16 protein-coding genes are annotated in these 14,359 nt (G+C 41.0%); all 16 read left to right on the top strand.

The window, feature by feature from the left end; all coding sequences use genetic code 11:
- The first annotated feature begins 1 nt into the window (after position 1).
- The 16 genes from I2484_RS11195 to I2484_RS21995 all read left to right on the top strand — a co-directional run bounded on the left by I2484_RS11195 (position 2) and on the right by I2484_RS21995 (position 14,280).
- A complete protein-coding gene (locus I2484_RS11195; protein WP_207151109.1) occupies positions 2–466 on the top strand; it encodes a hypothetical protein in 465 nt (154 codons plus the stop codon).
- Between the two features lie 633 nt (positions 467–1,099).
- On the top strand, positions 1,100–2,050 hold the full coding sequence (gene paaA / locus I2484_RS11190) for a 1,2-phenylacetyl-CoA epoxidase subunit PaaA (RefSeq protein WP_207151108.1): 951 nt from the start codon (positions 1,100–1,102) through the stop codon (positions 2,048–2,050).
- Positions 2,051–2,067: 17 nt separating this feature from the next.
- Positions 2,068–2,415 carry a 1,2-phenylacetyl-CoA epoxidase subunit PaaB gene (paaB, locus tag I2484_RS11185; protein WP_207151107.1) on the top strand — a complete coding sequence of 116 codons (348 nt, stop codon included), beginning with the start codon at positions 2,068–2,070 and terminating at the stop codon, positions 2,413–2,415.
- The gene (gene paaC, locus I2484_RS11180; RefSeq protein WP_207151106.1) at positions 2,412–3,224 is read left to right on the top strand and encodes a 1,2-phenylacetyl-CoA epoxidase subunit PaaC; all 813 of its coding nucleotides are present in this window, start codon (positions 2,412–2,414) and stop codon (positions 3,222–3,224) included. The genes paaB and paaC overlap by 4 nt, the downstream gene beginning before the upstream one ends.
- A gap of 27 nt (positions 3,225–3,251) precedes the next feature.
- Positions 3,252–3,752 (top strand): 1,2-phenylacetyl-CoA epoxidase subunit PaaD, encoded by a 501-nt coding sequence (gene paaD, locus I2484_RS11175; RefSeq protein ID WP_207151105.1) that lies wholly within the window; start codon positions 3,252–3,254, stop codon positions 3,750–3,752.
- Between the two features lie 17 nt (positions 3,753–3,769).
- Positions 3,770–4,072: an EthD family reductase gene (locus I2484_RS11170; protein ID WP_207151104.1), complete on the top strand. Its 303-nt coding sequence runs from the start codon at positions 3,770–3,772 to the stop codon at positions 4,070–4,072.
- Positions 4,072–4,848 carry an enoyl-CoA hydratase/isomerase family protein gene (locus tag I2484_RS11165; protein WP_207151103.1) on the top strand — a complete coding sequence of 259 codons (777 nt, stop codon included), beginning with the start codon at positions 4,072–4,074 and terminating at the stop codon, positions 4,846–4,848. Before I2484_RS11170 ends, I2484_RS11165 begins: the two co-directional genes overlap by 1 nt.
- 12 nt (positions 4,849–4,860) lie before the next feature.
- Positions 4,861–5,634: an enoyl-CoA hydratase-related protein gene (locus tag I2484_RS11160; protein WP_207151102.1), complete on the top strand. Its 774-nt coding sequence runs from the start codon at positions 4,861–4,863 to the stop codon at positions 5,632–5,634.
- Positions 5,635–5,648: 14 nt separating this feature from the next.
- Complete coding sequence (locus I2484_RS11155) at positions 5,649–7,166, top strand: aldehyde dehydrogenase family protein (RefSeq protein WP_207151101.1); 1,518 nt, start codon at positions 5,649–5,651, stop codon at positions 7,164–7,166.
- A 220-nt stretch (positions 7,167–7,386) separates the two neighbouring features.
- Positions 7,387–8,259, top strand: a complete 873-nt coding sequence (locus I2484_RS11150) for a 3-hydroxyacyl-CoA dehydrogenase (RefSeq protein ID WP_207151100.1) — start codon at positions 7,387–7,389, stop codon at positions 8,257–8,259.
- On the top strand, positions 8,256–9,461 hold the full coding sequence (locus I2484_RS11145; RefSeq protein WP_207151099.1) for an acetyl-CoA C-acyltransferase: 1,206 nt from the start codon (positions 8,256–8,258) through the stop codon (positions 9,459–9,461). The genes I2484_RS11150 and I2484_RS11145 overlap by 4 nt, the downstream gene beginning before the upstream one ends.
- A gap of 57 nt (positions 9,462–9,518) precedes the next feature.
- Positions 9,519–10,397 (top strand): phenylacetic acid degradation operon negative regulatory protein PaaX, encoded by an 879-nt coding sequence (gene paaX / locus I2484_RS11140; RefSeq protein ID WP_207151098.1) that lies wholly within the window; start codon positions 9,519–9,521, stop codon positions 10,395–10,397.
- 437 nt (positions 10,398–10,834) lie between these two features.
- A complete protein-coding gene (locus I2484_RS11135; RefSeq protein WP_207151097.1) occupies positions 10,835–12,760 on the top strand; it encodes a T7SS effector LXG polymorphic toxin in 1,926 nt (641 codons plus the stop codon).
- Positions 12,750–13,172 (top strand): toxin-antitoxin system YwqK family antitoxin, encoded by a 423-nt coding sequence (locus I2484_RS11130; RefSeq protein ID WP_207151096.1) that lies wholly within the window; start codon positions 12,750–12,752, stop codon positions 13,170–13,172. Before I2484_RS11135 ends, I2484_RS11130 begins: the two co-directional genes overlap by 11 nt.
- 25 nt (positions 13,173–13,197) lie before the next feature.
- The gene (locus tag I2484_RS11125) at positions 13,198–13,875 is read left to right on the top strand and encodes an endonuclease V (RefSeq protein ID WP_255551334.1); all 678 of its coding nucleotides are present in this window, start codon (positions 13,198–13,200) and stop codon (positions 13,873–13,875) included.
- A gap of 237 nt (positions 13,876–14,112) precedes the next feature.
- Entirely contained in the window at positions 14,113–14,280 is a 168-nt protein-coding gene (locus I2484_RS21995) for a DUF7957 family protein (RefSeq protein ID WP_481886403.1), read from the top strand.
- Positions 14,281–14,359 lie beyond the last annotated feature (79 nt).

The raw sequence follows: 14,359 nt of genomic DNA, 5'->3' as shown, positions 1-14,359 counted from the left end.
AATGATCTTATTTGGGTTGTTTTTGCTCGTGTTAAGTAGTTTGTTGGGCGTTTATATGTATGCATTATTCTATAAGTCACGTTATAGAAACGGCGATCGTCTCAGCTTTGCAGGTACTTTAGCCGCGGGACAGATTACCAGTTTCGTCATCGCAATCACGTTATATTTGATTTTTCCGATTGATTTTACTGTTATCTGTACAGTTAACTTATGGATTGGCATTGTAATAGGCACTCAATTCAGTTCTGTGGCTAGTGGGAAATCGGTACTTGCGGGCTTTTTTAACGGAGGGGTAGCGGCAGTCATGGGGACGATGGTAGGTGCTATTTCATTCGATCCGACCCTATGCGGTTTGCCAGCTTCGACCCTGACTTTACAAAATACAGGTATTGCGGTTGGAATCTTTGGATTGTTGTTGCTTTGTGCCACTACGTTGTTAGTGAGATTCTCGCTGCTAAAAAACTAGGCCCCCTATGTACAGGTGCTATCCAATCGCTTTAAACTGAACGACTACTGCACTATTATCGGGATTTCTTGCTGTGTAGGGATGCGATAAATACGCATCCCTACACAGCTTTCTCGTTAATCGTATGGTGGCGGTTCGTCCGTCCCTCTCCAAAGATACAGGTGCACAATGTACTCAAGATTAAGCTTTTGGCAACCAGTGAATAACCACTTACCTATCCATAAAGGAGCAATAAATGCAAAGCCGTAACTAGTTACAGCGGGATATGTCCAGTACTTACTCCTTCTTTATAGCATTTCCTTTACGAGTTTAAGGCAGTGTCACTTGCTATATAGCATCAACCTGTTACTTGTATGGTCGCCACTTTTAAGCCGGAGTAAAGTGTTGTGATCATTTCATCCAAAGCGAATGCGCCTTACAAGGGGTAGCCGAAGCCCTAAGTCTAGCGGCGAAAGCCGCCTGGCTTATGCGGGAGGCATCCCCTAGCGCCGTAGCGGATTCAATGGAATTCTTTATGACAACATATATAGTGATTTGTATCATCCACTTATATAACGTTAATTTTCATTAACGTTATATAAGTGTTATATGTCATGCCGGAAACACATACCTTGAATTAGGGAGGGGTATGAGATGACGAGTTTGCACAATTCGGAAGAAGAAAAGTTAGCTCACTTTATGCATCGGATTGAAGCAGGTGACAAAATTGAAGCTGATGATTGGATGCCTGAAGAATACAGACTAACATTGATTAAATTGATTTCCATGCATGGAATAAGCGAAATAATGGGGGCTCTCCCTGAGAAAGAATGGGTACCAAAAGCTCCGTCGCTTTCTAGGAAGTTAGGCATTATGGCCAAGGTGCAAGACGAAATGGGCCACGGTCAGCTGCTTCTCCGAGTCACTGAAGATTTACTTAAGCCATATGGCAAAAATCGCGGAGATTTAATGCAAGACTTATTCAACGGGGACTTGAAATTTCATAATGTATTTCACATGAAAACAACTACATGGGCGGATGCGGGAATAATCGGTTGGCTCGTTGATGGGGCAGCAATTATTACGCAAACAAATATGTTAGGAGCTTCTTATGGGCCATATGGAAGAGCATTACAGCGTATTTGCGCGGAAGAAGTGTTTCATGCACAGCATGGTGAATCCATTATTATGGCACTTGCGGAAGGTACAGAAAATCAGAAAGCAATGATTCAGGAATCTATCAATTATTGGTGGGAATCGTTGTTAATGTTCTTTGGGCCTGCGAGTAAAGAAACAACAGGTTCATCGAAACAAGATTTGACTATTAAGTATAAAATCCGGACGAAAACAAACGAAGAGTTCAGGCAACTATTTTTTGATAAATATATTCCGCGTATTTTATCTCTTGGATTAACAATCCCGGATTCGACTATAAAATTCGATGCTGACAGCAAAATATGGACGTACAAACAGCCGGATTGGAATGAATTCAAGAAAATAATTAAAAATGAAGGGCCTCGTTCTCAGGAACGTCTGAACTTGCGCCGAACTTCTTATGAAAATAATGCATGGGTACGCGATGCATTAAGTGCAGTCGTTAATTAATGGAAGGGGTCAGTAAAATGACTGGAGAAAAAACATTTTATCAAGAATATGAAGTTTTTAGCAAGCGGACACCGAACTCGACATTCCAACACCAATTCAGTTTATTGGCTCCAAATGAAGATATGGCACTCGTTTTGGCACAGGAAAATTTCATGCGGCGAGAGCCTGTTGCAGATATTTGGATCGTAAATCGGAAAAATGTTCGGAAAATGGATGCCGAAGAGAAAATGACGCTTGGCAGGCTTGACAATAAAGAGTACAGGACGACAAAAGGCTATGGCTATCTAAAGAAAAAGTGGCGTCAATACGAACAACAAGTACTCGATGAAAAAGAGATTTTGTCATGGGGAGGAGAGCGGCAATGAGCACGACAGAAAATAGTATGAGTGCGGAATATAAAGAAGCAATCACTCATTTGCTATTCCAGTTAGCAGATGATGATTTTCTGTATGCATTCCGTGGATCTGAGTGGCTCGGACTCGCTCCCCATATTGAAGAAGACGTCGCTTCCTCCTCAATTAGCCAAGACAGCATGGGACATGCCGCAATGTTCTACCACTTACTTGAGGATCTTGGAGTCGGAAAAGCAGATGATCTGGCTCATTTACGCCCGGCACAAGACAGAAACAACAGCATTTTAACTGAGCGAGTGAACGGCGAAGGCTATTATATGGAAACACCACAATATGATTGGGCATATCAAGTTGTTAGAAGTTATTTTTACACCCAAGCAAAAAAAGTGAAAGTCGATTCTTTATGTCATAGCTCGTATAAACCAGTTGCTGAAGTGGCGATAAAAGTGAAAATGGAACTTTATTATCATAAGTTGCACTGGGAAACGTGGTTTAAACAATTAATGAGTTCGACAGATGTTGCAAAAAAGAAAATGAATGATGCAATTACGGTCGTTATGAATGACTTTGGAGATGTATTTTCTTTTGGAAATCTAAAACCGAAGATTGAAAGCAATAACTTACTAGACAGTGAGGAAGAAATGAAGAAACGATGGCATGCTAGCATCGGCCCAGTGTTCGAAGCCCTTCAAATGGAGGAACCGGCGATTCCGAATCATCCCGTGATGAACGGACGAAACGGTGAGCATACAAAAGACTTGGATGAAGCGCTCCTCACACTTTCAGAAGTTTACAAACTCGACCCAGTAGCGGTCTGGTGAAACGTAACAAGGAAAGAGGCGAATAGTATGTCTGCTTCTATAGGTGTTTCAATCGAGCGCATTTTTGAAGTACTTAAGAATGTAAAAGATCCGGAAATTGACTCAGTGAGCATTATTGACCTCGGGATGGTAGCGGAGGTCATAGTTGAAGGGAATAACGTGAAGATCACCTTACTTCCGACTTTTTTGGGATGTCCGGCGCTCGAATTTATCAAAATGAATACGGTAAATGCAGTGCTGAAACTTCCAAAAGTTGAGGCAGTTGAGGTAGAATTCGTCTTTCATCCGCCGTGGACATCAGACCGTATAACGGAACAAGGTCATGTGAATCTGAAAAAATTTGGAATTGCTCCACCGCCTCGCTATCTGGAGGAAGACGGCTCGTGGCATGTGGATTGTGCATATTGCGGATCCAGCTATGTATCAATGGAAAATATTTTTGGACCGACGGCTTGCAGAAGTATTTTGTATTGCAAGAGCTGTAAAAACGTATTTGAGGCAATGAAACCAGTTTCGACACTAATGTAAATGGAGGTGAAGAAAAAATGGCTAAACTAATCGCATTGTACAAACAACCTGAGAACAAAGAGAAATTTGATGATCATTACTTTAACGTTCATGGACCACTTACTGCGAAAATTCCTGGACTTCGTGAAATGAAAGTGACAAAAATCACGGGGTCTCCTATGGGGGGCGAGGGCAAATATTACCTCACATGTGAGATGTATTATGACAGCCTAGAAGCATTGCAACAAGGCTTACGTTCACCTGAAGGCAAGGCATCCGGAAAGGATTTAATGGGGTTTGCTGGTAATCTTGTCACATTAATGATTGGTGAGGACGCGTAATGAACGGCTTTGAATTCATTGAATCCACAGTAACAGGAAACATTGCGGTGATAGAACTGAATCGCCCCCGCCAGTTAAATTCATTGAATCGAAAAATGGTTGGTGAAATTATTACGGCTATGGAAACATTTGACCGTGAAGAGATTGTTCGCACTATCGTACTCACTGGAAAAGGCCGTTCATTTTCAGCAGGTGCTGATATTGATGAAATGAGGGGTGATGATCCTATCAGCCTTGAACTGTTGAACCAATTTGCTGATTGGGACCGTTTTTCGCTTATTAAAAAGCCAATTATCGGTGCAGTAAAAGGCTTCGTTTTAGGAGGGGGATTTGAGCTTGCGCTGTGCTGTGATATTTTAATTGCCGCGAGTGGTACAGAGTTTTCATTCCCTGAAGCTAGCCTTGGCGTCATGCCGGGTGCTGGAGGTACGCAACGGTTGACTAAACTTGCAGGCCGTACGAAAGCACTTGAATGGCTATGGACAGGGGAGCGGATTTCCGCGGAGACAGCTCTCAAGCACGGAGTCATTAACAAAATTGTTGCGCCTGAACTATTAATGGAAGAAACGCTGAAGTTTGCAAATCGGCTAGCCGAACAACCGCCGCTCTCGCTACGCCTCATTAAAGACTCGGTAAATAAAGCAGTGGATTATCCTTTATATGAAGGAATGCAATATGAACGTAAAAATTTCTATCTACTTTTCGCTTCGCAGGATCAAAAAGAAGGTATGAACGCATTTATTGAGAAAAGAAGGCCGGATTTTCACGGAAAGTGAGGAGAGTTCTACATGTTTGAGACAATTCGTTACGATGTCAAGGATGGGATTGCATGGCTCATCTTAAATAGACCTGACAAACTGAATGCTTTCATCGCACAGATGAATCGTGAAGTAAAAGAGGCTATCAAAGCGGCCTCATTCGATGAACAAGTGCGCTGTGTTGTCATTACAGGCGAGGGACGGGCATTTTGTTCAGGCCAGGATTTATCGGAAGTTGATGAACTTATGGATCATGGTCAAGTGTTAAGAGACCATTATGGACCGATGATTAAACAAATTAGACAATGTGGAAAACCGATTATCGCAGCCGTAAATGGGGTGGCTGCAGGAGCGGGGTTCAGTCTTGCGCTTGCATGTGATTTCAGACTTGTTTCAGAGCGTGCTAGTTTTTTGAACGCATTTATCCATGTCGGTCTTATTCCAGATTCGGGTAATCTTTATTATTTAACTCAGTTAGTCGGACAATCTAAAGCTGCAGAATTAGCCATTTTAGGTGAAAAAGTGCCGGCTAAAGATGCGGTGGCAATGGGTCTTGCAAACCGACTGATTTCATCAGAATCATGGGATGCTGACGTATCTGCATTTGCGGCACATCTTGCGACGCTGCCAACAAAAGCAATAGGATTGATAAAACGCTCTTTGAAGGCAGTTACAGAACTATCATTTGAAGACTATCTTGAGCAAGAAGCACAAGGGCAACGAATAGCCGGTTTAACGACTGATCATCGCGAAGGTATAGATGCATTTATGCAGAAAAGAAAACCTGTTTATTCAGGACAATAGGGGGAAACAAACCAATGACGACAATTCAAGAAGGAACAATAGAGCGAGAATCAATGAAACGTAACTTCTACAAGCTTTTCATTAACGGTGAACAGGTCGAAAGTAGCAGTGGCGAGCGCACAAAGATTTATAATCCAGCGACGGGTGAACTACTTGCTGAAGTAGCAAAAGCGACGAATGAAGACGCTGAAAAAGCTGTTCAAGCTGCCAGAGATTCATTTGATAACGGGAAATGGAAGATAACTCCTGCAGGACGTCGTGCACGTGTACTAAACAAAATTGCAGCAATTATGGGCTCACGCTTTAATGAGCTTGTAGAACTTGAAGTTTTGAATACGGGTAAATCACTTGCAGCTGCTAAAGGGCAGATTTCACAAGCGATTGAAGACTTTGAATTTTACGCGGGCGCTATCGTTGGACATGGTGGATCTGTAAACAACGTACCTGGTCAGTTCCATAACTACACAGAAAAAGAACCACTTGGTGTATGTGCGCAAATTATTCCATGGAACTATCCTCTTATGATGGCAGCTTGGAAGATTGCACCGGCTATTGCAGCAGGTTGCTCAGTCGTTATTAAGCCAGCGTCGCTAACGCCACTTACAGCTATTATTCTTGGGGAGATTTGTTACGAAGCAGGCGTTCCAGCGGGCGTCGTTAACATTTTACCGGGTTCTGGATCTGAAATCGGTAATTACTTGGTAGAGCATGATCTAGTGAATAAAGTTGCATTCACGGGTTCTACACCAATTGGAAAAGACATTATGGCAAAAGCAGCAGGAACAGTAAAACGCGTAACACTAGAACTTGGCGGGAAATCCCCAAGCCTTGTTTTTGAAGATGCAGATATTGATGCGGCCGTTGATGGTTCACTCTACGGAGCTTTCAATAACACAGGTCAATCTTGTGATGCACGTACACGAATCTATATTCATGAAAGTGTGTACGATGAGTTCGTTGAGACATTTATTGCTAAAACTGAAAAACTCGCAATTGGAGATCCATTTGATAAAGCAACACATATGGGTGCAGTTATCGATCAAGTCCAGTTGGACACAGTGAAAATGTATGTTCAATCCGCAATCGATGAAGGAGCTGAAATCCTTACTGGTGGTAAAGAATTGAAACCAGCTGGCTTTGAAAATGGATTTTGGTATGCGCCGACGATAATTGGAAACGTCACACAAGACATGAAAGTTGTACGTGAAGAAATCTTTGGACCAGTTGTCGTCGTATCGAAGTTTAAAAATGAAAAAGAGGCAATTGCATTAGCGAATGACTCGGATTTTGGTTTAGCATCATCTATTTGGTCAACAAATACTGCAACTACAACACGTGTTGCGAACCAAATTCAAGCGGGAATCGTTATGATCAACACGCCATTCTCTGCATTCCCAGGTACACCATTCGGTGGCTATAAACAATCCGGATTCGGCCGTGAGCTATCAATTGGATCTCTTGATCTTTACACTGAAACGAAAAGCATCATGTCGTACTTTGGTAGTCGCCCAGTAAATCCATTTGGATTATGAAAAGCGTAAGGCGCCGTTTAGCCCCGACAGGCATAAGTCGATCTAGCGACGTGGCGCTCTTTGCCACATAGCTGGATTGCTTATGACCGAGGGGTTGGCGCATGGAGCTAGACACTGCTCCAAATTGAAAAACTAATATTTCCTTATCTTTTTAAAAATGACGGACAGGAATGTATTATCTCCTGTCCGTATTCTTTCATCAAAAAAAGGAGGATTACTGATGATTAATCGTATAGTTGTTGTCGGTTCCGGCGTGATGGGTAGAGGGATTGCCTATGTTGCAGCACTTGGTGGTTACTCAGTTACAATTGTTGATATTAACGAAACTGCACTTCAAAATGCAAAGAACGAAATTGAAGTTATATTTGAAAAAGGACTTACGTATGGAAAAATCTCTGCGGATAAAGCTGAAAAAGCGCGCCAAAATCTAAGTTATGAAAATATTCTTGCAAAAGTAGCAGAGAACGCGGATTTAATTATTGAAGCTGTACCTGAAATAGCATTGATTAAGAAACAAGTGTTTGAAGAAATTGAAAAACTCGCTTCGAAAGAGTGTTATTTTGCAACGAATACATCGACGATGAGCCCGACAGAAATTGCATCATTTGGTAAACGTCCAGAAAAAACAATCGCCATGCACTTTTTCAATCCCGTACATAAAATGCCTCTTGTTGAAATTGTCCGGGGCTTGGAAACGAGTGATGAGACGGTAGAGACGATTAAACAAGTTGCTGTCACTATGGGGAAGGAAACAGTTGTTATTAATGAATTTCCCGGGTTTGTTACAAGCCGAATCAGTGCACTAGTCGGAAATGAAGCATTTTACATGCTGCAAGAGGGCATTGGAACAGCGGAAGAAATTGATAAAGCGATTAAGCTTGGCTTAAATTACCCCATGGGTCCATTCGAGCTCGTGGATTTAGTGGGTCTTGACACACGTTTGAACAACTTGAACTATTTATATGAAAAGCTTGGCGAGAAGTACCGACCAGCACCACTCCTGGAACAATACGTCAAAGCGGGGCGTCTAGGACGGAAAAGTGGCAAAGGTGTCTACGATTATACACTTGGAGAAGAGTTGGTTACGAAATGAGAGAGGTAGTCATAGTAGACGCTGTCCGTACACCTATTGGAAGATACAATGGCGTTTTAAAAGACGTACGTCCGGATGATTTAGGAGCAGTCGTTATTAAGGCGCTTATCAAACGGAGTCCAAACCTACCCGCAAAGCAGATTGAAGAAGTTGTTCTCGGAAACGCCAATCAGGCCGGGGAAGATAACCGTAATGTGGCTCGAATGTCCGCCTTGTTGGCGGGACTTCCTGTCGAAGTGGCAGGCACAACGATTAACCGTCTTTGTGGTTCAGGGCTTGACGCTGTTATTTACGCTGCAAGAGCAATTGCAGTTGGGGATGGCGATATTTACATTGCAGGCGGAACGGAAAGTATGACGCGTGCACCCCTTGTTATGGCAAAGCCGGATAAGGCAAATCCACGAGGTAATATGGAACTGCAAGATACAACAATTGGCTGGCGCTTTACGAATGAAAAACTACAAGAAATGTACGGAGCGGATTCGATGCCGCGTACCGCTGAAAGCGTCGCGCAGCGGTACAAAATAACGCGAGAAAATCAGGACTTATTTGCGTATGAAAGCCAACAACGTGCAAAGGCAGCAATAGAAGATAACAGATTTTCCGAAGAAATTATTCCAGTTGTTTATAAGGACAGAAAAGGCAATGAAATCACTGTTGATCAAGATGAGCATCCAAGGCCGGACATTACGCTTGAGAAACTGGCACAATTAAAGCCATTATTTGAAGGTGGTACAGTTACAGCAGGCAACGCATCAGGCGTTAATGATGGCGCGTGTGCCTTGCTTCTTATGAGTGCTGAAAAAGCGAAGGAATTAAATCTTAAACCTTTAGCAAAATACGTTACGGGAGCAACCGCGGGACTTGAACCAGCCATTATGGGGCTTGGTCCGATAATTGCTTCAAAAAAAGCGCTAGTACGTGCGGGACTGACGATGCATGATATAGGGCTCGTCGAATTGAATGAAGCCTTTGCTTCCCAATCGCTCGAGTGTATTAGGCAGTTAGGATTAGACGTTAAAAAAGTAAACGTCAATGGTGGAGCAATCGCTTTTGGACACCCTTTAGGCGCGAGCGGTGCCCGAATATTAACGACACTCTTATATGAAATGAAAAGACAGGACGTTCAATATGGACTCGCAACGATGTGTATTGGAGTAGGTCAGGGAATTGCAGTAATTATTGAGAACATAACGGAATAAAAAAACTATCGAATCGTGATACAACCATAAGGAACGAAAAAAGAAAGAGTGAGTATCATGGCAAATACACAATCAATGATTTTTACAATCTACGGTGATTATATCCGCCATTACGGCAACAAAGTATGGATTGGCAGCCTGATACGGTTATTGAAGGAATTTGGTCATAATGAACAATCGGTTCGAGTAGCCGTCTCAAGAATGATGAAGCAAGGATGGCTTCAATCCGAAAAACAAGGGAATAAAAGCTATTATTTCTTGACAGCGCGTGGAGAAGCACGGATGGAAGAAGCGGCAATTCGTATTTTTAAATTAAATCCAACTGACTGGGACGGAAAATGGCGCATGCTTATGTATACGATTCCGGAAGAAAAAAGACAAATTCGCGATGAACTTCGAAAAGAGTTATTATGGAGCGGATTCGGCAATTTTTCAAATGGATGCTGGATTTCGCCAATTGATCTCGAAAAAGAAGTGAACCTTCTTATTGAAAAGTATGATATTCAGTCTTACGTGGATTTCTTTGTATGTGACTATAAAGGACCGCAAGCGGACAAGTTGCTCGTTGAAAAAAGCTGGCCACTTCAAGAAATTGAAGGGAAATATCAAGAATTCATTGCGACGTACAGCAAAAAATACATTGTCCACCAAAGAATAATAAACGAAAGTAAAATGACGTATGCAGAGTGTTTCGTGGAGCGGACCAATCTTGTACACGAATACCGAAAGTTTCTCTTTACAGATCCAGGTCTCCCAAAAGAGCTACTGCCTGAAGTGTGGAGTGGTAATCGCGCCACTCTGTTATTTGAGCAATATTATAAATTGCTCGCTCAATCAGCAAGCCGTTTTTTCGAAGGAGTATTCCAAGAAGACAACGACATGCGCAGGAAAGATAAAACGTATGACGCAGATGACCACCCGCTTATTAGTGACTAATTAACAAACTAAAAAGTAACTGGCTGCCCAAAGTAACGGGTTCTGTTCGGGTGATAAAAGGTCATTAAACAGATCAAACGGTGTCCCCATCAGCACGCTTTTAGAGTATCAATTAGCATCGCATTTAGCGGTGCTTTTATTTTTATCTTATATAATCCTGCATCTCGTCTATAAAGAGTGCTTGCCTTATGACTTCGTAACTTTAGTAATGAAAATATCGGAAAAGAATAAGCCTTATGGACCATTTCCCTTTAAATAGGAAACTTATACCTCTTTATATTCGTATGACATGATAGGAAAGTATTTTTATTTATTAGATTTTTGAATGTGACAGGGAGAGGGATGTTTATCGTCAGGGGATTATTGGCTACTAAAAGAGATTGGGAGCAGTTGAAAGTGATTATCATAGTTGCCGGACAATTGGGGGGCGATGCTTTTTGAAGGTACTTGATGTTCATCTGTTAAAGGATGGACTCCATCGGAACATCACGATGCTTGATCGTCTAGGCAACGAAATGGAAGCCATCCATCGAGCGGTTCAAGGGCTCATTGCGATGGAGGATTCGTTGAAGGGCGAAGGGGGCAACGCAATCCGTGCATTTTACGCGGACTGCCACTTGCCGTTCCTTCAGTTTTTCAAGCTATATCAGAACCGTTTTACATACGTGCTAAAACAGATAGATGCTGCTCTTGATGCACTCGAACCAGATTCGTCAGGTTTCATTCGTGAGCATTTCCTAGACGTAGAAATCGAACGTGGGTTGAAGAACATTGCGCAACTGACGGAGAGTCTAACGGATGAAGCGAACAGCATCATGAATCAAGTTGCGGACATTGTTGCCCTTCCGCATCTCAATGATAACGAAGTGCAGGAAGGCGTTCACACTGCTACAATTAAACGAGAAACTACGCTCACACAATTGCATGAATTCGATGCGAATCAGACGACTTCGTTAACGCCAATTGCGCAAGATCTACTGACGATGGAAACATGGATTTCGGATATTGAAGGGCTGTTTACAGATGGAGTTACTGCTATTAACTTCTCAGTGAATCAATGGGCAACATTGTCGTCAAAAAACACGCTAAAGAAAGATTTGGCGCAACACACCGCAGTTATGGCCGGTCTTCCTGTCAGGATGGGCATGAATGGTCAGCCGACAACGATGCTTGGAGCGCTGTTAGTTGGTGAAGATCCGGTTGAGTTTAGCTATGGATTAGTGGATGGACCGAGAACTCTTTATGGGTCGAGTATTTTAACGCTTCCATGTATGGCGACGCATGCCGGAACACTGGATTGGTCGAATTATTCAACCACGAGAAATTACGAGATGTATAGCGGAAAAGTCTGCACTGTTCCCGCTCCCACGTCTACTAGCAATCCCAATCCTTTCGTGAAATCTTTCAATAGCTTTAAGGAAATCGGAACCGACTTTGTAGACGGAGTAAAAACACGAACCGGTAAAGCACTCGATTCTCCATATGATTTTGCGAATTATGTAACAATAGGTGCTTCAGATGCGCTTATTTCGGGATCGAAAAGTAGAACGAGTAAGTTGGCAGATTCACCAGAAGACTTTTTCGATTACGCGACGTTGGGTATTACGGAAATGGTAAAGGGCGCATTAATGCCGGAGGATCCATTTTCCAAGGAACATTGGGAAAACAGCTTTGGGGCTGCGACCTTAGCAGTGGGAGGCGTAAAAGGGCTAGGCTCGAAAGAATCAGTAAGGACTGTTGGTGATAAGGATACGGGTAAGATTCAAGAGTCGACTAAATCTCCTATGGTTGATGTTGATAAGGGGATAGGTAGAGCTGAAAACCTTCAAAGAGGAAGGTACGCAGATCGATTGGACAATTTGCATGATAAATACGGTAAGTTAACATCTGAACAAATTAATCAACGAATTAACTTACGTGGTGAGACAAAGAATGAATTGGAAAGACTTGAACAAATATATGATGGTAGACCTAATTTTGGAAAAGATAAAATGGGACCAGCTCTTGCAGGAGTATATGATAAAACAACTGGGCAATACCACTATGCTATAAATGCTTTTGATGGAGCAGTTCCGGAGTTAGTTCCTTTACTTAAAAATAGACTTGATAATATACCAATAGAAATATTTGAATCTTATAGTCAGCTAAGTAAGGGGGCTGGCTCCCATGCCGAAGTTATAGCTGTAAATAATGCCCTAAAGACGAATCCTAATGCTCGAATAGAAGAATTAAATGTAAATGTAATAAGATCAGGAATTAATAGGACTAAACCTGGTGGAATTATGTTTAAATGTTGTCCACACTGTACGTATTTACTAGACGGATTTGAAGTAATATCGGAGGTGCCAAAGATTGGAAGATAAGATATTTGATAAAGAATATATTGTGAAAAATGGCAAAAAATTCGGGAGCAGTTTTGGTTATGGAGGGGATGAATATGATTCCTTTATAGTAGAATATGATCAAGATGATAATGAACATTTATTTACTGGTATAATTTATGACTGTTTTGAAAATGGTGATTTAGCAAGTTACTATGTAGTTAAGGGAGGGGTTAAGAACGGAGAAATGCTTTATTTTTATCCTAATGGACAAGTTAAAGAAATTAAATATCTAGCCAAAAATACATTAGAAGGTATACAAAAAGAGTACTATGAAAATGGTGTTTTAAAAGTAGTTGAATATAGAGTTTTAGGTAGATTAAAGACTTTTAAAAAATATGATGAACATGGCAATGTGTTAGAAGGAAAGATAGAACCAACAGAATCAAATTAAACTTATGCTAGAAAATTGGTGGACAATGGAAAGAGAAGAAGTGTTTAAAAGAGAACAAGAAAAATGGATTTCAAAAATTTCATTAAAAAATAGTTTTCAATTAGGAGATATTCGTTTAGTAGCCGGTATTGATATTGCATATTGGACAGAGGGGGAAATAGATTATGGCGTTTGTTGTATTGTAGTAATAGATTATATTACAAAGAAAGTTATTGAAGAAGTAGAATGTTTAGGACAAATAGATGTACCATATATTTCAGGGTACTTGGCTTTTAGGGAACTTCCTTTGGTAATGCGAGCAGTGAAAAAGCTACAAAGTGATCCGGATCTTTTTATGTTTGATGGAAATGGTTATCTTCATTATAGGCATATGGGAATCGCAACACATGCCTCATTCTATCTGAAGAAACCTACGATAGGTGTTGCAAAAAGCTACTTAAAGATAAAAGATACCGATTTTCAAATGCCGAAAAACGAAATAGGAGATTTTACTTTAATTAAAATTGATGGAGAAGTATATGGGGCAGTGTTGAGAACGAGAAAAGATGTGAAACCCATTTTTATTTCATGTGGTAACTGGATTGATTTGGAGACTTCAATAAAAATAACCCTACATTTTGTAGAGAAAAATAGCCGATTACCAATTACGACACGATATGCAGATTTAGCTACTCACGAAAGAAGAGGTGAATATTTCCAGTGAATTCATTAAGGTATTTATTTTACTAGATGTTAAGAAAAAAGAGATAGCATTATATAATAAGAATTTTGCTTTTAGGGTGGTGGTTAAATTGACTGCCGCCCTTTTATATATAATTCAGATAATCTTAATGGGGGGCAGGTGGAGGAGTTCAGTTTGACTTAATGGGTTAAAGAATTGGAGAGTTTACCAATCCAAGATTATTACCCAAAATAGTTATTGAGAGAGTAGTGAGTCTATATGAATGTTAGTTATAAAGATAAAAAGTTAACAATTGATGGAAGTAGTATCGAGTTTACACATGAAATAAGACAAATAGAGATAGTTGAGAACAAAATAATTGTGTTATTGTCAATTCTTCAAAATGAAAATACTTTAGATAATATTTATGTTACTGACACGGCTTAATGTCCATCGATTGACGGTAACCATTGTCCAATGATTGCTAAATTAATGTCCAACGTAAATTAGAGAAAAAGGGAACTAT

Source organism: Sporosarcina sp. E16_8 (assembly GCF_017347095.1).
Taxonomy (GTDB): Bacteria; Bacillota; Bacilli; order Bacillales_A; family Planococcaceae; genus Sporosarcina.
The sequence above is the reverse complement of the archived record's forward strand: the minus strand, read 5'-3'. Positions and strand labels throughout refer to the sequence as shown.

Coding starts and splice junctions, on each gene's coding strand:
- I2484_RS11195 (WP_207151109.1), top strand. CDS start 2: ATGATCTTATTTGGGTTGTTTTTGCTCGTGTTAAGTAGTTTGTTGGGC.
- paaA (WP_207151108.1), top strand. CDS start 1,100: ATGACGAGTTTGCACAATTCGGAAGAAGAAAAGTTAGCTCACTTTATG.
- paaB (WP_207151107.1), top strand. CDS start 2,068: ATGACTGGAGAAAAAACATTTTATCAAGAATATGAAGTTTTTAGCAAG.
- paaC (WP_207151106.1), top strand. CDS start 2,412: ATGAGCACGACAGAAAATAGTATGAGTGCGGAATATAAAGAAGCAATC.
- paaD (WP_207151105.1), top strand. CDS start 3,252: ATGTCTGCTTCTATAGGTGTTTCAATCGAGCGCATTTTTGAAGTACTT.
- I2484_RS11170 (WP_207151104.1), top strand. CDS start 3,770: ATGGCTAAACTAATCGCATTGTACAAACAACCTGAGAACAAAGAGAAA.
- I2484_RS11165 (WP_207151103.1), top strand. CDS start 4,072: ATGAACGGCTTTGAATTCATTGAATCCACAGTAACAGGAAACATTGCG.
- I2484_RS11160 (WP_207151102.1), top strand. CDS start 4,861: ATGTTTGAGACAATTCGTTACGATGTCAAGGATGGGATTGCATGGCTC.
- I2484_RS11155 (WP_207151101.1), top strand. CDS start 5,649: ATGACGACAATTCAAGAAGGAACAATAGAGCGAGAATCAATGAAACGT.
- I2484_RS11150 (WP_207151100.1), top strand. CDS start 7,387: ATGATTAATCGTATAGTTGTTGTCGGTTCCGGCGTGATGGGTAGAGGG.
- I2484_RS11145 (WP_207151099.1), top strand. CDS start 8,256: ATGAGAGAGGTAGTCATAGTAGACGCTGTCCGTACACCTATTGGAAGA.
- paaX (WP_207151098.1), top strand. CDS start 9,519: ATGGCAAATACACAATCAATGATTTTTACAATCTACGGTGATTATATC.
- I2484_RS11125 (WP_255551334.1), top strand. CDS start 13,198: ATGGAAAGAGAAGAAGTGTTTAAAAGAGAACAAGAAAAATGGATTTCA.
- I2484_RS21995 (WP_481886403.1), top strand. CDS start 14,113: ATGAATGTTAGTTATAAAGATAAAAAGTTAACAATTGATGGAAGTAGT.